The 20,563-nt window shown below is 61.4% G+C and carries 22 protein-coding genes; 17 read left to right on the top strand and 5 right to left on the bottom strand.

Annotated features, from left to right (window positions below; all coding sequences use genetic code 11):
• Positions 1-165: 165 nt before the first annotated feature.
• Together HB630_RS16865 and HB630_RS16870 are read left to right on the top strand one after the other, a co-directional pair.
• Entirely contained in the window at positions 166-750 is a 585-nt protein-coding gene (locus HB630_RS16865; protein ID WP_213773401.1) for a TadE/TadG family type IV pilus assembly protein, read from the top strand.
• An 8-nt stretch (positions 751-758) separates the two neighbouring features.
• Entirely contained in the window at positions 759-1,367 is a 609-nt protein-coding gene (locus HB630_RS16870; RefSeq protein ID WP_213773637.1) for a TadE/TadG family type IV pilus assembly protein, read from the top strand.
• A gap of 269 nt (positions 1,368-1,636) precedes the next feature.
• Here the strand turns inward: HB630_RS16870 and HB630_RS16875 are convergent, their stop codons facing one another.
• The 3 genes from HB630_RS16875 to HB630_RS16885 form a co-directional block, all read right to left on the bottom strand.
• Positions 1,637-1,849, bottom strand: coding sequence for a cold-shock protein (locus HB630_RS16875; protein WP_002714433.1), 213 nt, complete (start codon positions 1,847-1,849; stop codon positions 1,637-1,639).
• 276 nt (positions 1,850-2,125) lie between these two features.
• Positions 2,126-2,410 carry a translation initiation factor IF-1 gene (gene infA / locus HB630_RS16880; protein WP_213773402.1) on the bottom strand — a complete coding sequence of 95 codons (285 nt, stop codon included), beginning with the start codon at positions 2,408-2,410 and terminating at the stop codon, positions 2,126-2,128.
• Positions 2,411-2,435: 25 nt separating this feature from the next.
• Positions 2,436-3,857: a DEAD/DEAH box helicase gene (locus tag HB630_RS16885; protein WP_213773403.1), complete on the bottom strand. Its 1,422-nt coding sequence runs from the start codon at positions 3,855-3,857 to the stop codon at positions 2,436-2,438.
• 589 nt (positions 3,858-4,446) lie between these two features.
• Between HB630_RS16885 and urtA the strand changes: the two genes are divergently transcribed.
• The 14 genes from urtA (at position 4,447) to HB630_RS16955 (ending at position 18,217) form a co-directional block, all read left to right on the top strand.
• Positions 4,447-5,772, top strand: a complete 1,326-nt coding sequence (gene urtA, locus HB630_RS16890) for an urea ABC transporter substrate-binding protein (RefSeq protein ID WP_213773404.1) — start codon at positions 4,447-4,449, stop codon at positions 5,770-5,772.
• Positions 5,773-5,931: 159 nt separating this feature from the next.
• Positions 5,932-7,494: an urea ABC transporter permease subunit UrtB gene (urtB, locus tag HB630_RS16895; RefSeq protein WP_213773638.1), complete on the top strand. Its 1,563-nt coding sequence runs from the start codon at positions 5,932-5,934 to the stop codon at positions 7,492-7,494.
• On the top strand, positions 7,491-8,660 hold the full coding sequence (gene urtC / locus HB630_RS16900; protein ID WP_213773405.1) for an urea ABC transporter permease subunit UrtC: 1,170 nt from the start codon (positions 7,491-7,493) through the stop codon (positions 8,658-8,660). The genes urtB and urtC overlap by 4 nt, the downstream gene beginning before the upstream one ends.
• Before the next feature lie 4 nt (positions 8,661-8,664).
• Entirely contained in the window at positions 8,665-9,426 is a 762-nt protein-coding gene (urtD, locus tag HB630_RS16905; protein WP_213773406.1) for an urea ABC transporter ATP-binding protein UrtD, read from the top strand.
• 89 nt (positions 9,427-9,515) lie between these two features.
• Positions 9,516-10,211 (top strand): urea ABC transporter ATP-binding subunit UrtE, encoded by a 696-nt coding sequence (gene urtE / locus HB630_RS16910; protein ID WP_213773407.1) that lies wholly within the window; start codon positions 9,516-9,518, stop codon positions 10,209-10,211.
• A 46-nt stretch (positions 10,212-10,257) separates the two neighbouring features.
• Positions 10,258-11,094, top strand: a complete 837-nt coding sequence (locus HB630_RS16915) for an urease accessory protein UreD (RefSeq protein ID WP_213773408.1) — start codon at positions 10,258-10,260, stop codon at positions 11,092-11,094.
• Between the two features lie 42 nt (positions 11,095-11,136).
• Entirely contained in the window at positions 11,137-11,439 is a 303-nt protein-coding gene (locus HB630_RS16920) for an urease subunit gamma (RefSeq protein ID WP_213773409.1), read from the top strand.
• 140 nt (positions 11,440-11,579) lie between these two features.
• Positions 11,580-11,885: an urease subunit beta gene (locus tag HB630_RS16925; protein WP_213773410.1), complete on the top strand. Its 306-nt coding sequence runs from the start codon at positions 11,580-11,582 to the stop codon at positions 11,883-11,885.
• A 132-nt stretch (positions 11,886-12,017) separates the two neighbouring features.
• Positions 12,018-13,730: an urease subunit alpha gene (gene ureC / locus HB630_RS16930; RefSeq protein WP_213773411.1), complete on the top strand. Its 1,713-nt coding sequence runs from the start codon at positions 12,018-12,020 to the stop codon at positions 13,728-13,730.
• Positions 13,731-13,777: 47 nt separating this feature from the next.
• Positions 13,778-14,077, top strand: a complete 300-nt coding sequence (locus HB630_RS16935; RefSeq protein ID WP_213773412.1) for an antibiotic biosynthesis monooxygenase — start codon at positions 13,778-13,780, stop codon at positions 14,075-14,077.
• A gap of 3 nt (positions 14,078-14,080) precedes the next feature.
• Positions 14,081-14,680, top strand: a complete 600-nt coding sequence (locus tag HB630_RS16940; protein WP_213773413.1) for an urease accessory protein UreE — start codon at positions 14,081-14,083, stop codon at positions 14,678-14,680.
• A 124-nt stretch (positions 14,681-14,804) separates the two neighbouring features.
• Positions 14,805-15,458 (top strand): urease accessory protein UreF, encoded by a 654-nt coding sequence (locus tag HB630_RS16945; protein ID WP_249780902.1) that lies wholly within the window; start codon positions 14,805-14,807, stop codon positions 15,456-15,458.
• Positions 15,459-15,531: 73 nt separating this feature from the next.
• Positions 15,532-16,167, top strand: coding sequence for an urease accessory protein UreG (gene ureG / locus HB630_RS16950; protein ID WP_213773414.1), 636 nt, complete (start codon positions 15,532-15,534; stop codon positions 16,165-16,167).
• Positions 16,168-16,573: 406 nt separating this feature from the next.
• Entirely contained in the window at positions 16,574-18,217 is a 1,644-nt protein-coding gene (locus HB630_RS16955) for an HWE histidine kinase domain-containing protein (protein ID WP_213773415.1), read from the top strand.
• 188 nt (positions 18,218-18,405) lie between these two features.
• On the opposite strand, the gene HB630_RS16960 is transcribed toward HB630_RS16955, so the two are convergent.
• Both HB630_RS16960 and HB630_RS16965 read right to left on the bottom strand, forming a co-directional pair.
• Positions 18,406-18,960, bottom strand: a complete 555-nt coding sequence (locus tag HB630_RS16960; RefSeq protein ID WP_213773416.1) for a sigma-70 family RNA polymerase sigma factor — start codon at positions 18,958-18,960, stop codon at positions 18,406-18,408.
• Positions 18,960-19,178, bottom strand: coding sequence for a NepR family anti-sigma factor (locus HB630_RS16965; protein ID WP_213773417.1), 219 nt, complete (start codon positions 19,176-19,178; stop codon positions 18,960-18,962). Before HB630_RS16965 ends, HB630_RS16960 begins: the two co-directional genes overlap by 1 nt.
• Positions 19,179-19,413: 235 nt before the next feature.
• Between HB630_RS16965 and HB630_RS16970 the strand changes: the two genes are divergently transcribed.
• Entirely contained in the window at positions 19,414-20,220 is an 807-nt protein-coding gene (locus HB630_RS16970; RefSeq protein ID WP_213773418.1) for a response regulator, read from the top strand.
• The last annotated feature ends 343 nt before the right edge of the window (positions 20,221-20,563 follow it).

Genomic DNA, 20,563 nt, shown 5'->3' on the forward strand with positions numbered 1-20,563 from the left:
GGAACTTCGGTTTTGATTCCATCAGAACCGATTAAGGCTGGGAATGACGGTTAGCGCGAGGTTAATCGCCCGGCCGGGGCTGCTTCAATTCGACGAAACAATTCAACAATCACTTTGAGGTAATTGTCCCACTCAGATCATTGCCGCCGCCGCAAGGATTTCTCGATGTTGTCGTCTATTGCTTCAACCGTCTCCGTCAGAAATGTCTTGCGGCGCTTTCGCCGTAACCCGCAGGGGTCGGCTGCCGTTGAATTCGCGCTGGTGGCGCCGCTATTTTTCGCGCTGCTGTTTGCCATCATCGAAACGGCGACCGTGTTTTTCGCGAGCCAAGTGCTGGAAACCATCACCCAGGATTCCGCACGCGTCATCCAGACCGGTCAGGCGATGATGCCGGGAGGCATCTCGCCGACGCAGACCGCGGCCCTCACGCAGGCGCAATTCAAGACCTACGTCTGTAATCAGATTCCGGCCTTGTTCAGTTGCGCCAAGCTTTATGTCGATGTTGAGAGCTCTCCATCGTCCTGGCCCGTGACCATCTCCAGCCAGATCGACGGCTCCGGTAATTTCATCGACAACATGCAGTACAACACCGGCGGTCCCTGCGACCTCGTTTTCGTAAGGCTGTTCTATCAATGGCCGCTCTACGTCACCGGTCTTGGCTACAACATTTCGACCCTTTCCGGAAACAAGCGGCTGCTTTCCGCGAGTGCCGCGTTCAGGAACGAACCTTACAATGGGGCGTGCTCATGAGCCGGGCGATGAAACCGGTATCGGAGATCCGGCGCCGGGCGCGGGCTTCCGTTCTCAGGCTGATCCGGGACCGTCGCGGGCTTGCTGCGGTTGAATTCGCCATGATCGTGCCGATCATGCTGGTGCTGTTTTTTGGGACGGTTGAGTTTTCTTCCGGCATCGCGATTGACCGCAAGGTCACGCTGCTGGCGCGAACGATGTCCGATTTGACGTCGCAGTCGCCGACGCTTGGGGTCAGTGATGCCGACTTCACCTCTTTCTTTCAGGCAAGCCAGGCGATCATGACGCCGTACTCGACAACGCCGTTAAAGATTGTCATTTCCGAACTCTATGTCGATCCGACGACGCATAAGGCGCGGGTGGAATGGAGCAAGGGATATCAAGGCGGGGCGGTGCGTGCGACGAAATCGGCGTACGCGCTTCCGGCGGCCCTTGCGGTTGACGGCAGCTATTTGATTTTGAGCGAGGTCAGCTATCTCTATACGCCGACCGTGGGCTATGTGATGTCAAAAGCTGGCATTACGCTGAGCCACGTTGCCTATACGCGGCCTCGCCAGTACAATTGCGTCTATTATCCGGAAGCGACGTCAGGCAACCCGACCTGCCCGACGTCCTGAAGTTGTATCGGTTCTGATCGAGGCCGTGCCGGGGCTCCGGTCCTGGTCATGACGCGGTTTCTTCACACGAACCGGAATCAATCTCGGATCAAGCCGGATACCGGGCGGGCTTACGCTCGGAAGCGCTGTGAAAACACTTCCCTGGGCCGCACCACCTAGCCGCCAGCCATAAGCAAAAGACCGCGCAATCCGCGCGGCCTTTTTAATTCGACGCGGATTGCATTTTGAAAATCCCAGCTTCCATGAAAGCCGGGACCAAATGAATTCGCTCAGCCGGCGGCGCGCAGATTGTCGGCCGATGACTTGCCGGAGCGGCGATCTGCCACGATCTCGTACGAGATCTTCTGGCCCTCGCGTAGCGTTCCAAGCCCGGCGCGTTCGACCGCGCTGATATGCACGAACACATCGTTGCCGCCGTCGTCGGGCTGAATGAAGCCATAGCCCTTGGTCGCGTTAAACCACTTTACCGTTCCCATGCTCACGGGATAGTCCCTTCTCAGATATCAAATGTCGAAACCCACATTTTTGCGGGCTGGTGAGATCGAATTTTTGGAAGGGTCGTCAGCGTCTAAACCGGCTATACCGGTGGTTAGCTCATGTCGTCCGGCCGAAAATCGATGGCCCATATTATGGGAATCGGGTCTCCAAAACAATCCTGAGGTGCATGATTTTTTGATCGACCCGAATAGGCCCATATCACCCCGTCGCCGGACGCCGGCATCGTGGCGTCTGGCGATATCGAGCGGCGGAAGCCGCGTTCAGCGGCGGCGGAATTGTCCGCGTGGCGGTGCGCCGCGCGGGGCCGAGCCGCCGCCCGGACGTTCGTCCTTGTGGCGGAATATGAGGCGGCCCTTTTCCAGGTCATAGGGCGACATCTCGATCGTCACCCGGTCGCCCGCTAGCGTCTTGATCCGGTTCTTTTTCATCTTGCCGGCGGTATAGGCGACGATTTCATGCCCGGCATCGAGCTGCACGCGGTAGCGCGCATCGGGAAGGATTTCGGTGACCAGTCCTTCGAACTGGATCAGCTCTTCTTTAGCCATCAATTATCTCCAGATCGATCAGCGGCTAGCGTGGTCCTTGGGTGCGATTGGGGCGGGTGTTGGGACGGCTTTCGCGGTGCAAAAAAGCAACGCCTTGCATGCCTTCAGCCTTCAGGTCTTCGGCCTTGCCGCCGCCTTGTGGCGGACGTTCCTGCCGGTTGGTTTGCGGGGCGGCATTACTACCACCGACACGGCGGCGGCGGCGAGGGCCTTTTGAACCGGGCGCCGTTTCATTTGTTCTTGCCGCATGGGTATGCGGCGCGGATCGTCCGCCCCGATGCGGCGAGGGGGCGGCTGGCGCCTGATCGCGTTGGCCCGGCGTACGGCGGTCTTCGCGCGGCAGCGTGACGCGGATCAGCCGTTCGATGTCGCGCAGATAGGCCAGCTCTTCGCCGCCCGCGACCAGCGAGATCGCGGTCCCTTCGGCGCCGGCACGTGCGGTGCGGCCGATGCGATGGACATAGGTCTCGGGCACGTTCGGGAGATCGAAATTCACCACATGGCTGATGCCGTCGACATCGATGCCGCGGGCGGCGATGTCGGTGGCGACCAGCGTGCGGATCTGGCCGGAACGGAACGCCGCCAGCACCCGCTCGCGGTGGTTCTGCGACTTGTTGCCGTGAATGGCGTCGGCGCGGATGCCGGCCTTTTCCAGGCTTTTCACCACTTTGTCGGCGCCGTGCTTGGTCCTGGTAAAGACCAGCGCGCGGTCCACCGGCTCCTGCTTGAGGAGCTGCGCCAGGAAGGCGGGTTTGGAGGCATGATCGACCTGGATGATGCGCTGGTTGATGCGCTCGACCGTGGAGGACACCGGCGTCACGGCCACGTGCGCCGGATCGCGCAGCATCGCTTCGGCCAGCTCGGCAATGTCCTTGGGCATCGTCGCCGAGAAAAACAGCGTCTGCCGCCGGACCGGCAATTTTGCGACGATCTTTCGGATGTCGTTGATGAAGCCCATGTCCAGCATACGGTCGGCTTCGTCGAGCACCAGAAACTCGACCTGGCCGAGCTTCAAACCGTTGCCCTGTACGAGATCGAGCAGGCGGCCGGGGGTGGCGACCAGGACTTCGACGCCCTGCATGAGCGCGCGGACCTGGCGTCCCATCGGTACGCCGCCGATCGCCAGCGCCGAACTGAGGCGCATGTGACGGCCATAGGCGTTGAAGCTGTCGAGAATCTGTCCCGACAATTCGCGCGTCGGGCTCAGCACCAGCACACGGCAGTTCTTGGGCTGTGGCTTGATGCGGTTTTCCAGAATGCGATTCAGAATCGGGATGGCGAAGGAAGCGGTCTTGCCGGTGCCGGTCTGGGCAATGCCGACGACGTCGCGGCCGGCGAGGGCAAGGGGAATGGTCTGGGCCTGGATCGGCGTCGGCGTTACGTAATTCTCTTCCTGAAGCGCACGCGAAATGGGATCGGCGAGGCCGAAATCCTGAAAGGAGGTCAAAAGGATGTTTCTTTCTATGAAAAAGCAGGCGCCCGGCGACATTGGCCAGGAGCGCGCGAGGGTGTCAGAGACACCCGCGTGTTTGGGGCGTCGGTTTTGGTTAGCTAAAAAGGGCAAGCCAGAAACCGTTGAACGGCCCAGAACACGCAGCTCGCAGTGACCCGGTGATTCCCAGGGTCTTACGTGATCATATGGAACACGAACGCGGCGCTTTCAAGGTGAATTGTGAAACAAGGCGGGTGCCGGCGGCAGCGGCGCCAATTCGCGGTCGGTTGCACAGAAAAAATGGCGCAGGAACAAAGAGTTACATCCCGCCTATGGCCGCCCTATGAGCATCTGCCGGAAATTTAGACATTATGCCGCAATTGCCTATTGAGTAAACTGTTTGCTTGTAACGTATACATTTTTTCAGCCTTAATTTTGTGCATATGTTCTCGCCGTCTCCCGCGGCAGGATGGATTTATTAGCCATGCCATATGCTTAGGGTCCCTATGCATCGTGGCATGGTTCTTGCGATTCTGATCGCGCGCAAGGCGGCCGTGGGGCCGTTTCGCAGCGTCCAACGTCTGCGTCAGGGAGATGAAATTTTATGGTTACCAAAAAACTTACGCATGAAATTGTGAAGCCGTTGACCCGGCGGAGCTGGCTGGCGGGTATCGCCGGGCTCGCGCTTGGAGTGGCCGGCTTTTCGGCGGCCAGGGCGGACGACGACACCATCAAGGTCGGCGTTCTCCATTCACTTTCCGGCACCATGGCCATCAGCGAGACCACGCTGAAGGATACCGTCCTGTTCATGATCGACCAGCAGAACAAAAAGGGCGGCGTTCTCGGCAAGAAACTCGAAGCCGTGGTCGTCGATCCCGCATCGAACTGGCCGTTGTTCGCCGAAAAGGCCCGCGAGTTGATCACCAAGGACAAGGTCGCGGTCGTGTTCGGCTGCTGGACCTCGGTGTCGCGCAAATCCGTGCTGCCGGTGTTCAAGGAGCTGAACAACATCCTGTTCTATCCGGTGCAGTATGAAGGCGAAGAGAGCGAGCGCAACGTGTTCTATACCGGCGCCGCGCCGAACCAGCAGGCGATCCCTGCGGTCGATTACCTGATGAAGGAAGAAAAGGTGAAGCGCTGGGTGCTGGCCGGCACCGACTACGTCTATCCGCGCACCACCAACAAGATCCTCGAAGCCTATCTGAAGTCGAAGGGCGTCAAGGACGAAGACATCATGATCAACTATACGCCGTTCGGTCATTCCGACTGGCAGACCATCGTCGCCGACATCAAGAAGTTCGGCTCGGCCGGCAAGAAGACCGCGGTGGTCTCGACCATCAATGGCGACGCCAACGTTCCCTTCTACAAGGAACTCGGCAACCAGGGCATCAAGGCAACCGATATTCCGGTCGTCGCATTCTCGGTGGGTGAAGAAGAACTCGCCGGCATCGACACCAAGCCGCTGGTCGGCCATCTCGCCGCCTGGAATTATTTCGAGTCGATCAAAACGCCGGCCAACGAGCAGTTCATCAAGGAATGGCAGGCCTACACCAAGAATCCGAAGCGCACGACCAACGATCCGATGGAAGCCACTTACATCGGCTTCAACATGTGGGTGAAGGCGGTTGAAAAGGCCAAGTCGACCGATCCCGACAAGGTAATCGACGCGCTGCCGGGCACCAAGACGCCGAACCTCACCGGCGGCGTGGCCGAGGTGCTGCCGAACCATCACATCACCAAGCCGGTCTATATCGGCGAGATCAAGGGCAACGGCCAGTTCGACGTGGTGTGGAAAACGCCTGGCCTGGTTGCCGGCGACGCCTGGTCGAAGGAATTGCCTGACTCCAAGGACCTGATCGGCGATTGGGTCGGCAAGAAGTGCGGCAACTACAACACCAAGACCAACAAGTGTCTCGGCCAAGGTTCCTGAGATCAAGGCTCCTGAGGTCGGACTCCTGAAGTCTTCCTGACGCCTCCAACAAAAAAGGGAAGGCGGCAATGCCCGCCGCCTTCCCGTTGCTCCTGCCGGGGTCTGCCAGTGCTTACCAAGGTCCTTAGAAACGTCCGCGCACTACCATTCGCATTGCTGATCATTTTGGCGACTGTACTCCCGGTTCTGGCCGGGCCGTTCGAAGACGCGATCGGCAAATTCACCACCGACGACTTTTCCGACACCGAAGAGGCGATCAACGCGATCGCGACCAGCGGCAATCCGCTCGCCTTTACCGTCATCAGCGCGTTGCAGGACGGCCGGCTGATGTTCGATGCCGACGCCAAGAAAGTCTATGTCACGCAGCCCGACGGCAAATCGATCGACGCCGAAACCGGCGCGCCGGTCGCAAGCGTGCCCGACAGCGCGAGCGCGGTGCGCCTCAACAACCGGCTGCGCCGCAGCGTCGAAGCCGCGATGAGCGGCCTGACGTTGTCGTCGCCCGATGCCGGCAAGCGCATCGAGGCGGCGCAATCGATCTTCAAGACCCATGACGAAGCGATGCTGCTCGCGATCGAAGGCGCGCTCGCAAAGGAAACCAACAAGGACGCCAAGCAGGCGTTTACCGCAGCGCGCGGGGCGATCCTGCTGTTCAAGGACGACGCCACCGAGGCCCAGAAGCTGGACGCGATCGCGGCGATCCGCGATCGCGGCGACCAGGAGGCGCTGGCGATGCTGAGCGATGTGCCGGCCGACCAGCCGCCAGCGGTGACGCACGCCGTGGCCAGTGCGATCGCGGCCATCCAAAGCCGGCTCGCGATCTGGTCGGCGGTGCAGAATGCCTGGTATGGCCTGTCGCTCGGTTCGGTTCTGCTGCTTGCCGCGATCGGGCTTGCCATTACCTTCGGCGTCATGGGCGTCATCAACATGGCCCATGGCGAGATGGTCATGATCGGGGCCTATGTCACCTTCGTGGTGCAGCAGGTCATCCGCAACAGTTTTCCGGGATTGTTCGACTACGCGCTGGTGATCGCGGTGCCGTCGGCCTTCATCGTGGCGGGCGCGATCGGTATCCTGATCGAACGCACCATCATCCGTTTTCTGTATGGCCGGCCGCTGGAAACGTTGCTCGCGACCTGGGGCCTGTCGCTGGTGTTGCAACAGGCCGTCCGCTCCCTGTTCGGCCCGACCAACCAGGAAGTCGCCAACCCCTCCTGGATGAGCGGCGCATTCCAGCTCGGACAGATCACGATCACCTATAACCGGCTCTGGATTCTCTGTTTCACGCTGGCGGTGTTCGTGATCCTGCTGGCGATGCTGCGCTACACCGCGCTGGGACTGGAGATGCGCGCGGTGACGCAGAACAGGCGCATGGCGGCGTCGATGGGGATCGCCACCTCGCGCGTCGACGCGCTGACCTTTGGTCTCGGCTCCGGGATCGCCGGGATCGCCGGTGTGGCGCTGTCGCAGATCGACAATGTCAGCCCCAACCTCGGCCAGAGCTACATCATCGATTCCTTCATGGTGGTGGTGTTCGGCGGCGTCGGTAATCTCTGGGGTACGCTGGTCGGCGCGTTCACGCTCGGCATCGCCAACAAATTCCTAGAGCCGGTCGCGGGCGCGGTGCTCGGCAAGATCGCGATCCTGGTGCTGATCATCCTCTTTATCCAGAAGCGTCCGCGCGGCCTGTTTGCGCTCAAGGGGCGGGCGGTGGAAGCATGATGCCGCACGTGCTCACGCGTTCGCTGGATCGCAGCGCGACCGTCTTTCTGATGGCGGTCGTTGCGTGCGGCGTGTTGATCCCGCTGTCGAACCTGCTGCTACCGGCCGGATCGCTGTTTCAGGTGCCGACCTATCTGGTCTCGCTGTTCGGAAAATATGTCTGCTACGCCATCCTGGCGCTCGCGATCGATCTGATCTGGGGCTATTGCGGCATCCTCTCGCTCGGTCACGGCGCTTTCTTCGCACTCGGCGGCTACGCGATGGGCATGTATCTGATGCGCCAGATCGGCAGCCGCGGCGTCTACGGCAATCCGCTGCTGCCGGATTTCATGGTGTTCCTGAACTATCCCAAGCTGCCGTGGTACTGGCACGGCTTCGACATGTTCTGGTTCGCCTGCCTGATGGTCCTTGTCGTTCCAGGCTTGCTGGCGTTCTGCTTCGGCTGGCTGGCGTTCCGCTCGCGCGTCACCGGCGTCTATCTTTCGATCATCACGCAGGCGATGACCTATGCGCTGCTGCTCGCCTTTTTCCGCAACGATTTCGGTTTCGGCGGCAATAACGGCCTGACCGATTTCAAGGACATCCTCGGCTTCAACGTCCAGGCCGACGGTACCCGCGCCGCATTGTTCGCGCTGAGCTGTCTCGGGCTGATCGTCGGCTTCCTGATCTGCCGCGCGGTGGTGACTTCGAAGCTCGGCAAGGTGCTGATCGCGGTGCGCGACGCGGAATCGCGCACCCGGTTCCTCGGCTATCGCGTCGAATCCTACAAGCTGTTCGTGTTCACGCTGTCGGCCTGCATGGCCGGCGTTGCCGGCGCGCTCTATGTACCGCAGGTCGGCATCATCAACCCATCGGAATTCGCGCCGGGCAATTCCATCGAGGCGGTGATCTGGGTCGCCGTCGGCGGCCGCGGCACGCTGATCGGCGCGGCGCTGGGCGCGGTGGTCGTGAACTATGCCAAGACCTATTTCACCTCCGGTGCGCTGGCGCCGTATTGGCTGTTCATGCTGGGCGCCATGTTCATCCTGGTGACGCTGCTATTGCCCAAGGGGATCATCGGCACCTTCAATTCCTGGTGGGAGCCGTGGAAGGCGCGCCGCCTCGCGGCCAATGCCGCGAGCGCCGCCCGCGAAGACGGCGTCAGCGAACCGAACATGGCGGAGTGAGCGGATGAACGTCATGGACACCCGCGCCACTTCGGCGTTGCTCTATCTCGACGGCGTACACGTCTCGTTCGACGGCTTTCACGCCATCAACAATCTGTCGCTGACGCTCGCGCCCGGCGAAATGCGCGCCATCATCGGCCCGAACGGCGCCGGCAAGACGACGATGATGGATATCATCACCGGTAAGACCAAGCCGGACGAGGGCACGGTGTTGTTCGACGGCGTCACCGACCTGACCCGGCTCGACGAGACGCGTATCGCCGAACTCGGGATCGGCCGGAAATTCCAGAAGCCCACGGTGTTCGAAAGCCAGACCATCGAGGACAACCTGCTGCTTGCGCTCAACGTCGATCACAGTGTCAAGGGCACGCTGTTCTGGCGCGAGACCAAGCCCGAATCCGAACGCATCGATCGCGTGCTGGAAACCATCCGCCTGACCGATGCGCGCGATCGCCTCGCCGGGAGCCTGTCGCATGGGCAGAAGCAGTGGCTGGAGATCGGCATGTTGCTGGCGCAGGATCCGAAGCTGCTTCTGGTCGATGAGCCCGTCGCCGGGATGACCGACGTCGAAACCCATCAGACCGCCGAACTGCTCCGGGAAATCAATCGCGACAAGACGATCATGGTGGTCGAGCACGACATGACCTTTGTCCGCGAGCTCGGCGTCAAGGTGACATGCCTGCACGAAGGTACGGTGCTCGCCGAAGGAACCATCGATCAGGTGTCGTCCAACGAGCGGGTGATCGAAGTGTATTTGGGAAGATGAAGAGAGCGAAGAGGGAGTGGCGAATAGCGAATGGAAATTCCTTTTTCTAACTATTCGCTGCTCACCGTTCGCCCGAAGAGGCACTCACGATGCTGGACGTAAAAGACATCAACCTCTATTACGGCGCGGCGCAGGCGCTGCGCGGGGTTTCGATCTCGGCGGAGCCCGGCAAGGTGACGTGCGTGCTCGGCCGCAACGGCGTCGGCAAGACCAGCCTGCTGCGCGCGCTGGTCGGCCAGTATCCGATTTCCTCCGGTTCGATCACCTTCGACGGCGCCGACATCACCGGCCTCAAGCCTTATGAGCGGGCGCGGCGCGGCATCGGCTTCGTGCCGCAGGGCCGCGAGATTTTTCCGCTGTTGACGGTGGAGGAAAATCTCAAGACCGGCTTCGGCCCGTTGAAGCGCGAAAACCGCAACATTCCCGATGACGTATTCTCGTTGTTTCCGGTGCTGAACTCGATGCTCGGCCGCCGCGGCGGCGACCTGTCCGGTGGCCAGCAACAGCAATTGGCGATCGGGCGCGCGCTGGTGATGCGGCCGAAACTGCTGCTGCTCGACGAGCCGACCGAAGGCATTCAGCCGTCGATCATCAAGGATATCGGCCGCGCCATCTCCTACTTGCGCAATCTCGGCAACATCGCGATCGTCCTGGTCGAACAATATCTCGACTTTGCCTGCGAACTCGGCGACAATTTTGCGGTGATGGATCGCGGTGCGGTGAAATATGCCTGCGACCGCAGCGCGATGGATCCCGCCGAAATCAGCCGCCAGATGGCGCTTTAACCCAAGCTTTGTCAGGCGGCCGGCTGGGTCGCGCACCGGGGGGCCAATGCAGACCGATATCACGAGCGCGGCTTCGGCGATCTTCGCGGCCAACCGCGCGCAAGGCGCGGTGACGTTCGACGTGCATCGGGCCGAGGGCGTTACCCGCCGCCGCCATCTGCACGAATCCGGCTCGCTGCGGGTTCGCTTTCCTTCGCCCGAGGCGGAAGGCCTTTCGGCGGTGTTCGTCAATACCGCGGGTGGTGTCGCCGGCGGCGACCGGTTCGACATCGACATCGCCACCGGTGAGGGGGCGCGGCTCGCGGTGACGACGGCGGCGGCGGAAAAAGTCTACCGTGCGCAAGGGGCGGCGGCGCAGCTCAACATTGCCTTGAAGGCTGCGGCGGGCTCGCATCTGGCCTGGCTTCCGCAGGAAACCATCCTGTTCGACCGGGCGCGGATTTCGCGCAAGATCGATATTGATCTGGCGGACAGCGCGTCGCTTCTGCTGTGCGAGATCGTGGTGTTCGGTCGTGCGGCGATGGGCGAGCGCATGCTGCAAGGCGAATTCATCGACCGTTGGCGCGTTCGGCGCGGCGGCCGGCTGGTGTTTGCGGAAACCGTCCGGCTCGATGGCGATATCGGCGAAAAACTCAATCGTCCGGCGATTGCAGGAGGCGGGGTGGCGATCGGCACCGTGCTGATCGTACCGGGCGATGAGGCGCTGGTGGAGCGGATTCGCGAACTTTCCGAATCGTTCGGTGGGGAGGTCGGCGTGTCCGCCTGGAATGGGTTTGCAATGGTCCGTTTCTGTGCCCAAGATGCGACGCGGCTTCGCGCCGATATAATGGCGGTGCTCGGCCGCGCCAGCGGTTCAGCGCTGCCACGGCTCTGGCTCAATTAGGTCCTGGCTCAATTAGGTCGATAAAACTATCAGAGTGCATGTATGAATCTGTCTCCCCGTGAAAAGGACAAGCTTCTGATTTCGATGGCCGCCATCGTGGCGCGACGGCGGCTGGAGCGCGGCGTCAAGCTCAACCATCCCGAAGCCATCGCGATCATTTCCGATTTCATTGTCGAGGGCGCGCGCGACGGCCGTACCGTCGCCGAATTGATGCAGGCCGGCGCGCAGGTGCTGACGCGGGCGCAGGTGATGCCGGGCATTTCGGAAATGATCCATGACATCCAGGTGGAAGCGACGTTTCCGGACGGCACCAAGCTCGTGACCGTGCATGAGCCGATCCGGTGACATCAATGTCGTTCCGGGGCGGCCGCAAAGCGGCCGAAGCCGGAATCCAGAGGTTCTTGATTTCGAGATTCTCCGATCTGCAATTGCACATCATAGTTCGCGTCTTCGACGCGCCCCGGAATGACCCAGGAGAATAGACCATGATCCCCGGTGAATTGTTTATCCAGGACGGCGAGATCGAGCTCAATGCCGGCCGCAAGACGGTGATGCTCACCGTCGCCAATTCAGGCGATCGCCCGATTCAGGTCGGCTCGCACTATCATTTCTTCGAGACCAATCCGGCGCTGAAATTCGACCGCAAGAAAGCCCGCGGCATGCGGCTCGATATCGCGGCCGGCACCGCGGTGCGGTTCGAGCCGGGACAGACCCGCGACGTGCAGCTTGTGGCGCTGGCCGGCAAGCGCACCGTCTATGGCTTTCGCGGCGAGGTGATGGGCAAGCTGTGATCTCTTTGGATACGATCGCCGCCGTCATTCTCCCTCTCCCCTTGTTGGGGAAGGGGTAGCCGCGAGTCCCCCATGCCTGCCATTTCCCACCTTTGCAAATAACCGCCTATTTTTTGAAGGCTGGAGCACGACATGTCCGTCAAGATAAAACGTTCCGTCTATGCTGATATGTTCGGGCCGACGACCGGCGACCGGGTGCGGCTCGCCGATACCGATCTCATCATCGAGGTCGAAAAGGATTTCACCACCTACGGTGAGGAGGTGAAATTCGGCGGCGGCAAGGTGATCCGCGACGGCATGGGCCAGTCGCAAGCCACCAACAAGCAGGGCGCGGCCGACACCGTCATCACCAACGCGCTGATCGTCGATCACTGGGGCATCGTCAAGGCCGATGTCGCGATCAAGGAAGGTTACATCAGCGCCATCGGCAAAGCCGGCAACCCGGATATCCAGCCCGGCGTGACCATCGTGATCGGTCCCGGTACCGATATCATCGCGGGTGAGGGCAAGATCCTCACCGCGGGCGGCTTCGACAGCCACATCCATTTCATCTGTCCGCAGCAGATCGAGCACGCGCTGATGAGTGGCGTCACCTCGATGCTGGGCGGCGGCACCGGCCCGTCGCATGGCACCTTTGCCACCACCTGCACGCCCGGTCCCTGGCACATGGCGCGGATGATCCAGTCGTTCGACGCGTTCCCGGTCAATCTCGGCATTTCCGGCAAGGGCAACGCCTCGCGGCCGGCGTCGCTGGTGGAGATGATCAAGGGGGGCGCCTGTGCGCTCAAGCTGCATGAGGACTGGGGCACCACGCCTGCCGCGATCGACAATTGCCTGTCGGTCGCCGACGATTACGACGTCCAGGTGATGATCCATTCCGACACCCTGAACGAATCCGGATTCGTCGAGGATACGGTGAAGGCGTTCAAGGGACGCACCATCCACGCCTTCCACACCGAAGGCGCTGGCGGCGGCCACGCGCCGGACATCATTAAAATTGCTGGCCTGAAAAACGTGCTGCCGTCCTCGACCAATCCGACAAGGCCCTTTACCCGCAACACCATCGACGAGCATCTGGATATGCTGATGGTTTGCCATCACCTCGATCCCTCGATCGCCGAAGATCTTGCCTTCGCCGAAAGCCGCATCCGCAAGGAGACCATCGCGGCGGAGGACATCCTGCACGATCTTGGCGCGCTCTCGATGATGTCATCGGATTCGCAGGCGATGGGGCGGCTCGGCGAGGTCATCATCCGCACCTGGCAGACCGCCGACAAGATGAAGAAGCAGCGCGGCTCGCTGCCGGAGGAGAAGGGCAACAACGATAATTTTCGCGTCAAGCGCTACATCGCCAAATACACCATCAATCCCGCGATCGCGCATGGCGTCTCGAAACTGATCGGCTCGGTGGAGAAGGGCAAGCTCGCCGACCTCGTGCTGTGGTCGCCCGCCTTCTTCGGCGTCAAGCCCGATTGCATCATCAAGGGCGGCTCGATCGTCGCGGCGCCGATGGGCGATCCCAACGCGTCGATTCCGACGCCGCAGCCGGTGCATTACCAGCCGATGTTTGCGGCTTTCGGCAAGTCGCTGACCGCTTCCTCGGTGGTGTTCACCTCCAAGGCCGCGGTGACGTCAGGGCTGGCGCGGAAACTCGGTATCGACAAGAAGCTTTATGCAGTCCAGAACACCCGTGATGGCATCTCCAAGAAGAGCATGATCCATAATAGCGCCACCCCCAAGATCGAGGTTGACGCCGAGACCTATGAGGTGCGCGCCGACGGCGAGCTTCTGACCTGCGCGCCGGCCGAGGTGCTGCCCATGGCGCAGCGCTATTTCATGTTCTAGGATCGCTCCCGGCCATCGTAGCCAAAGCAAAGCCGGGAGGATTCTTCGTGATTTATGTCGTTGCCACACTGACCGTGAAGCCTGAAACTCGCGCCGAGTTCATCGCCGCCGCCACCGCCTGCATCAAGGAAACCCGCAAGGAACCCGGCAATATCGCCTACGATCTGCACGAGAGCGTGACAGATCCCGCGAAAATGGTGTTCGTCGAGCAGTGGGAAAACGCCGAAGCGCTGGTGCCGCACCGCAGCGCCGAGCACATGAAAGCGTTCGGCCGCGTCGCCGTGAAATGCATGACATCGCCGCCGCGGATCGAGGTCATCACGCCGGAAAAGGTCGAGGTCCGCTAGCATATGATCCGCGCCACGCAAGTCAGGCCGCAGCCCCGCTGGACCGAAACGCCGGTCGATACCGTCGTGCTCGATTTCGACGATCGTCACCGGCGGCGGATGGCGATGACGGGAACCCGCGGGCTCGAATTCCTGCTCGATCTCGAAAACGCCGTGGCGTTACGCGGCGGCGACGCGCTGGTGCTTGACGATGGGCGCTTGATCGAAGTGGTCGCGGCGCCGGAGCCGCTAGTCGAGATTCGCGGCAGCGATCCGCATCATTTGATCCGGGTCGCCTGGCACCTCGGCAACCGTCATTTGCCGACGCAGATCATGGCGAAGGGCCTGCGCATCCGTCGCGATCATGTCATCGAGGCGATGGTGAAGGGGCTTGGCGCGCGCGTCATCGAGATCGAAGCGCCGTTCGATCCGGAAGGCGGCGCCTATGCCGGCGGCGGGCACGGTCACGCGCCCGAAGGTCATCCCCATGACCACCATGCGGCCCATGATCATGCGTCGCACGATCATGGCGGTCATCATCATGATGATGACCACCATCCCCATGACGAGCACGGCGATCATGGGCATCAGCACGGCCATACCCATGCTCATGACCACAAATAAGCCGCCGGCAAAACCACGACGGCGCGCAGCGATGAAAGCCGGCGCAAGCGGAGATGCCGCCGTGCGCCCGGTCGGCGATCGAGGCGAGGTGAAGATCGGCGAGACCGCGGCGCTGTACCGGTTGATGACCTGGCTGTCGCCGTCATTCCCGGTCGGCGCCTTTTCCTATTCGAGCGGCATCGAGTGGGCGGTCGAAGCCGGTGATATCGTCGATGCGGCGTCGTTGCGCGATTGGCTCGGTGCGATGCTCGCGGACGGGCCCGGATTTTGCGACGGCGTGTTCCTGGCGCAGGTACACCGCGCTGCCTTGGCGGGTGACAGCACGGCTCTTTCGGAAATCTCCGAACTTGCGGCGGCGTTCGTGCCGTCCCGCGAGCGTCATCTCGAGACTGCGGCACAAGGCCGCGCCTTCATCGACATCGCGCGCGCGGCCTGGAATGGCGAGGGTCTGGATCATCTGGTCTCGTGCTGCAATGGAATCATCGTCTATCCCGTGGCGGTCGGCCTCGTCAGCGCGGCGCATGCGGTTCCTCTCGCGCTCACGGTTCATGGCTTTCTTCACGCGCTGACCTCGAACTGGATCTCCGCCGGCGCCCGGCTCATTCCGCTGGGACAGACCGACAGCCAGCGTGTACTGGCTGCGCTGGAGCCGGTCGTTGCCGCAACGGCGATGCGTGCGCTCGACGCGTCGCTCGACGATCTCGGCAGCGCCACCTTTCGTGCGGACCTTGCCAGCATGCGGCACGAGACGCAGTACACAAGGTTGTTCAGGTCATGAATGTGCGCGATGCGCTTTCCACGCGTCGTCCCGGCATTCGCCGGGATGACGGCAACGAAGGAATATTCTGACAATGCCCAATGCTCATGGCCCGCTTCGGATCGGCATCGGCGGCCCCGTCGGATCGGGAAAAACCGCGTTGATGGATTTGCTCTGCAAGACGATGCGCGAGCGCTATGACATCGCGGCGATCACCAACGATATCTACACCAAATGGGATGCCGAGTTCCTGGTGCGGTCGGGATCGCTGACGCCCGATCGTATCGCGGGTGTCGAGACCGGAGGCTGCCCGCATACGGCGATCCGCGAGGACGCCTCGATGAATCTCGCCGCGGTCGCCGACATGCGCGCGCGGTTTCCCGATCTCGATCTGGTATTGATCGAATCCGGCGGGGACAACCTCGCTGCGACATTTTCGCCCGAGCTGGCCGATCTGACGATCTATGTCATCGATGTCGCCGCCGGTGACAAAATTCCGTCAAAGGGAGGGCCTGGCATCACCCGGTCGGATCTTCTGGTCATCAACAAGATCGACCTTGCGCCCTATGTCGGCGCGTCGCTGGAAAAGATGGACACCGACGCCCGGCGGATGCGCGGTGAACGGCCCTTTGTCATGACCAATCTGAAAAAGAGCGAGGGGCTGGATCGGATTATCGGATTCATCGAGGCCAAAGGCGGTCTCGGCGTGGCGCGAGGCAAGGCGGGTTAAGAGATGAGGCGGGTCGACCGGATTCGTTAACCTTCTTAGCTCGTGTGGCCTTGCGGCCCGCACGCTTCCGGGAGCCTTATCGGTTCTGATTGAATCAGAACCGGGCTATACTTTTGACGCGTTTTCTTCACGCGAACCGGAATCCACTTCGCTCGAAAACGCTATAGACTTTGAGCCAATCGGCGGGAACAAAATTCATCCGCCGCGATTAACTCACTCCGGTCCCTCCGGCATCACGCTTAAGCCACGTATTTAGCCCTAATCGTCCACCGCGGTTGCGTACCGATGATCGCTCCTTCATTATGCCCGGCGGTTGGCCCGCAATCTGTTTCAGTTTGTTGCCGCCGCCGCGAATGTCACATGTTTGATCGATTGCTTCGCCAACCCCTCATTTCCGGGTAAACGAGTGGTTCGGCTGGGATTTATCATTGGTTTTATCGCACTGATCGGGGTCTTGATCTCCGGTCTTGCCGCCTATCGTGTTCACGATCAGGAATTGACGCTCGACGGCATCGCGATGGCGCGCGCGATCGACGTTCACGCCAGCCTGGTTCAGGACCGGCTGACCGAGCGCGAATTGCTGGCGCGCGTCGCGTCCGGCCTGTTTCACACGCCGTCGGTGATCAAGGCCGACATGCTGCGGCCGCTGCGGACCTCGATCTACGCTTTCAAGACGGACTTCGTGGTTGCCGCCTGGATTGCACGAATCAAGCCGACCGAATTGGATGCCGCGCGTGCCGAACTGGTGAAGGCCGGTTTCCCCAATCCGACAATCCGCAACGACGACGATTCTCCGTTGGACATGCGGGCTCCCGACCAGCCCATCGATATATTGATGGACGTCGAGCCTCGGGATGCGCAGACGACGGCTTTAGCCGGCCGCTCGCCCGATCAGCACCCGATTCTGGGGCCGATGCTTGCACGAGCGATGGCCGCGGGAAAACCTGTCGCGTCGGATCCATTTCCGCTCCTGCGGGCGAATGGGCCGATCGGTGTTGTCCTGGCGACGCCGGTCATGCCGGATGGCGTTGCTTCGCCGGCCGGCTTCGTGATCTTTTCATATGAGTTGGCGCCGCTGATGCTGACGAACGACGATCTTTCGCTGTTCTCGGTCGCCTTGAAAGATCCCCGCAGCGCCAATGGCGAGCTGATTGCCAATGACCAGGGCATCGTGTCGTCAAGGGCCGTGAGTCCCGACGCACTGACGCCGACGGCGACAAGGACCGTGACCTTCGGAGGCCGCGACTGGTCACTCAATTATTATGCCAAGACCAATGCGATGAAACGCGCCGCGCAGACCGCGGCCATCGTGGCTGCGATCGGGCTTGCGCTGACCGGTATCGTCTGCGGGCTGTTCGGCTATGTCGCGTACAATAATTTGCGGCTCAGCCGTGAAATCCAGGTGCGGATCGGATTCGAGCGCCGGCTGACCGCCGTCATCGACGAGCTCAATCACCGGGTCAAGAATATCCTGGCGGTGATCCAGTCGATCGTGACCCGCACGCTGCGTCACGGCTCGGACATCGATGTTGCCCGTGAACTTCTGATCGGCCGTATTCATGCGATGTCGAACGTGGTCTCGCTGTTGAGCGAAAGCCAGTGGCAGGGCGTGAAATTGCAGGGGCTGTTCGAGGCGCGCGCCATTCCTCACTCGGAGCGCATCGCCGTGAGCGGCCCCGATATTGCCGTCAGCGCGCGAGCCGCACAGAGCCTCTCGCTCTTGTTTTTCGAACTGGCGTCGCATTCGGACGAAGGGCTTTCGCTGGTCGGCAAGCACCCGCATATCGTCGCGCATTGGGACGTGACGGGAGAAGAGCCCGAGGCGGTGTTTCATTTCCGCTGGGAAGAGTTCAACACCAGCGAGGCGACGCGGCGGCCGGACAGCGATTTCGGCGTCATCCTGCTCGACCGCGTCGCTCCCGAAGCGCTTGGGGGCACCTCGAAACGCTACTTCACCGATGTGAGCTATGTGTACGAGCTTACGGCGCCGATGGAGACCGTCATCGACATGACCGAGAGAGACCGCACCGAGCAACTGTCCCGGCGCTGACGACGATCTATCGCGTTTTCGAACGAAACCCTGTCCCGGATTTGGGAATAGCTGGATGGAGGCCGGCTTCGCATCAATAAACCGCGTCAAAGCAAAAAGCTGGAGCTTCGGTTCTGACTTAATCAGAACCCGAAGCTCCAGCGGCTTATATCGGAGCAGGTTATCGTTGTGGCAGGGCGGCGGCCGGATCAGCCTCCGCCACCGCTGCCCCCGATCACGGCGCGCACCGTATCATCGGGCCCGAAATCATCGGCGCCCTCGACATATAGCAAGGCGCTGAGTTTCGACCGCGCGCGGTTGACGCGGCTCTTGATGGTGCCGACCGCGCAACCGCAGATCGCCGCAGCGTCTTCATAGGAGAAGCCGGAAGCGCCGACCAGAATAAGAGCTTCACGCTGGTCTTGCGGCAATTTGTCCAGCGCCACGCGGAATTCCTCAAACTCCAGATGCGCGTTCTGCGCCGGCTGGGTTTTCAGAGTTTTGGCGTAGCTGCCTTCGGCATCCTCCACTTCCCTCCGCCGCTTGCGATAATCGGAGCGGAACAGGTTGCGCAAGATCGTGAACAGCCAAGCCGGCAGGTTCGAGCCGGGCTGGAATGAGTCGATATTGGCCAGCGCCCGAAGCAGCGTCTCCTGCACCAGATCGTCGGCGCGGTCGCCATTGCCGCTAAGCGAGATTGCGAACGCGCGCAGACTGGGAACCGCCGCCAGAATGTCGTCGCGAAGTGATTCGGTGAGAGGCATTAAGTCCTCCCGTCATCTTGGTCGCCCGAACTCCCTAGGTGGGGGTTGGGCTCGGCTGCATCAAGCTTTCGGATAAGCTCCGCGAAGCGTTCGGGCACCCCCTGCCTCACAACATCGTCATACATGGCGCGGAGTTGATGGCCGATCCTCGACTGAATCTCGGAATTGAGCCCGCCCTGCTTGCCGGGCATGGCATTCTTGGACTTTACATCTTTCATGACCTGATCCACGCTCCCCCGAGAGTTAAGTCCCTGAATTTTCAAGATTTGTCCTCGGTCCCTGAGGCCTGTGAGGCACCCGCATGATTGCCTAATGCGAACTGCGCCGGAAAGTTCCGGCAAGCGGGAACTATTATTGGGAACTTTTGTCGGGTTCAGGCGTAGTCACGCACGTCAGGGGAGTCCCGGGTCACCCCGTCAGCTATTTTGACCCAAGACAATCGATGGAGTGGGGATGTCTCGATCACAGCTCGTTGCTGAACATTTACCGTTATTGCGGCGCTATGCGCGTGCCTTGACGGGAAACCAGGCGTCGGGCGACGCTTATGTCGGCGCCATGCTTGAAGCCCTGCTGCAGGATCCGTCGCTGCTCGACGAGCAGCACGGCGCGCGGGCCGGCCTGTTCCGGCTGTTTACGCAAATCTGGAATTCGGTCGCGATCAACGACGATTCCGAAGTAGCGACGCTGCCGATGCCCTCGGAGCGCCGGCTGTCGAACATCACGCCGTTGCCGCGCCAGGCCTTCCTGCTGCTGTCGCTGGAAGGTTTTTCGGAAGAGGAAGTGGCGTTCATCCTCAATACCAACGTTGCCGAGACCCGCCAGCTTGCCGACACGGCAGGCCGGGAAATGGCGGCGGAAATCGCCACCGACGTGCTGATCATCGAGGACGAGACCTTCATCGCGATGGATCTCGAGAGCCTGGTGCGTAATCTCGGGCATAACGTCATCGGCGTGGCCCGCACCCATTCGGATGCCGTGGCGCTGGCAAAGAACAAGAAGCCCGGCCTGATTCTGGCGGACATCCAGCTCGCCGACGGCAGTTCGGGTCTCGACGCCGTCAACGAATTGCTGCGGACCTTCGAGGTACCGGTGGTTTTCATTACCGCCTATCCGGAGCGCTTCCTGACCGGCGAACGCCCCGAACCGGCCTTCCTGATCTCCAAGCCGTTCCAGCCTGCGATGGTGTCGGCGGTGGCGAGCCAGGCGCTGTTCTTCCAGCGCAATTCGCGCAACCGCGCGCCGCGGGCTGCGGCTTCCTGATCCGGTAAGCGGCCCGCGGCTCTGCCAAGAGCCCGCGTACCCCTGCCGGCAAACTCGGAACAGTCGTGGAAGCCGTCGCCGTCAGGCTCAAGCCGGCCGGAAGCCCGACGAATTCCAAAAATCGCGCAAACTTAGTTAGATCCCTATCGGGTTCTGATTGAATCGGAAGCCGGCTCTCTCATTTTGTCTGATACGTTTTCCTGACGCCAGCCAGTGCCCGCTCCGCTCCAAGACACCATGATCATTGGGGCCGCGTCACTCTGCCGCATCACGGCGTGCTCGTTGACATCACGCAATCTCGGGCAGGCCGGATGAGGTTCGACCGAGCTAATAACGGGCCAGC

Source organism: Bradyrhizobium sp. dw_78 (assembly GCF_018449525.1).
Classification (GTDB): Bacteria; Pseudomonadota; Alphaproteobacteria; order Rhizobiales; family Xanthobacteraceae; genus Bradyrhizobium.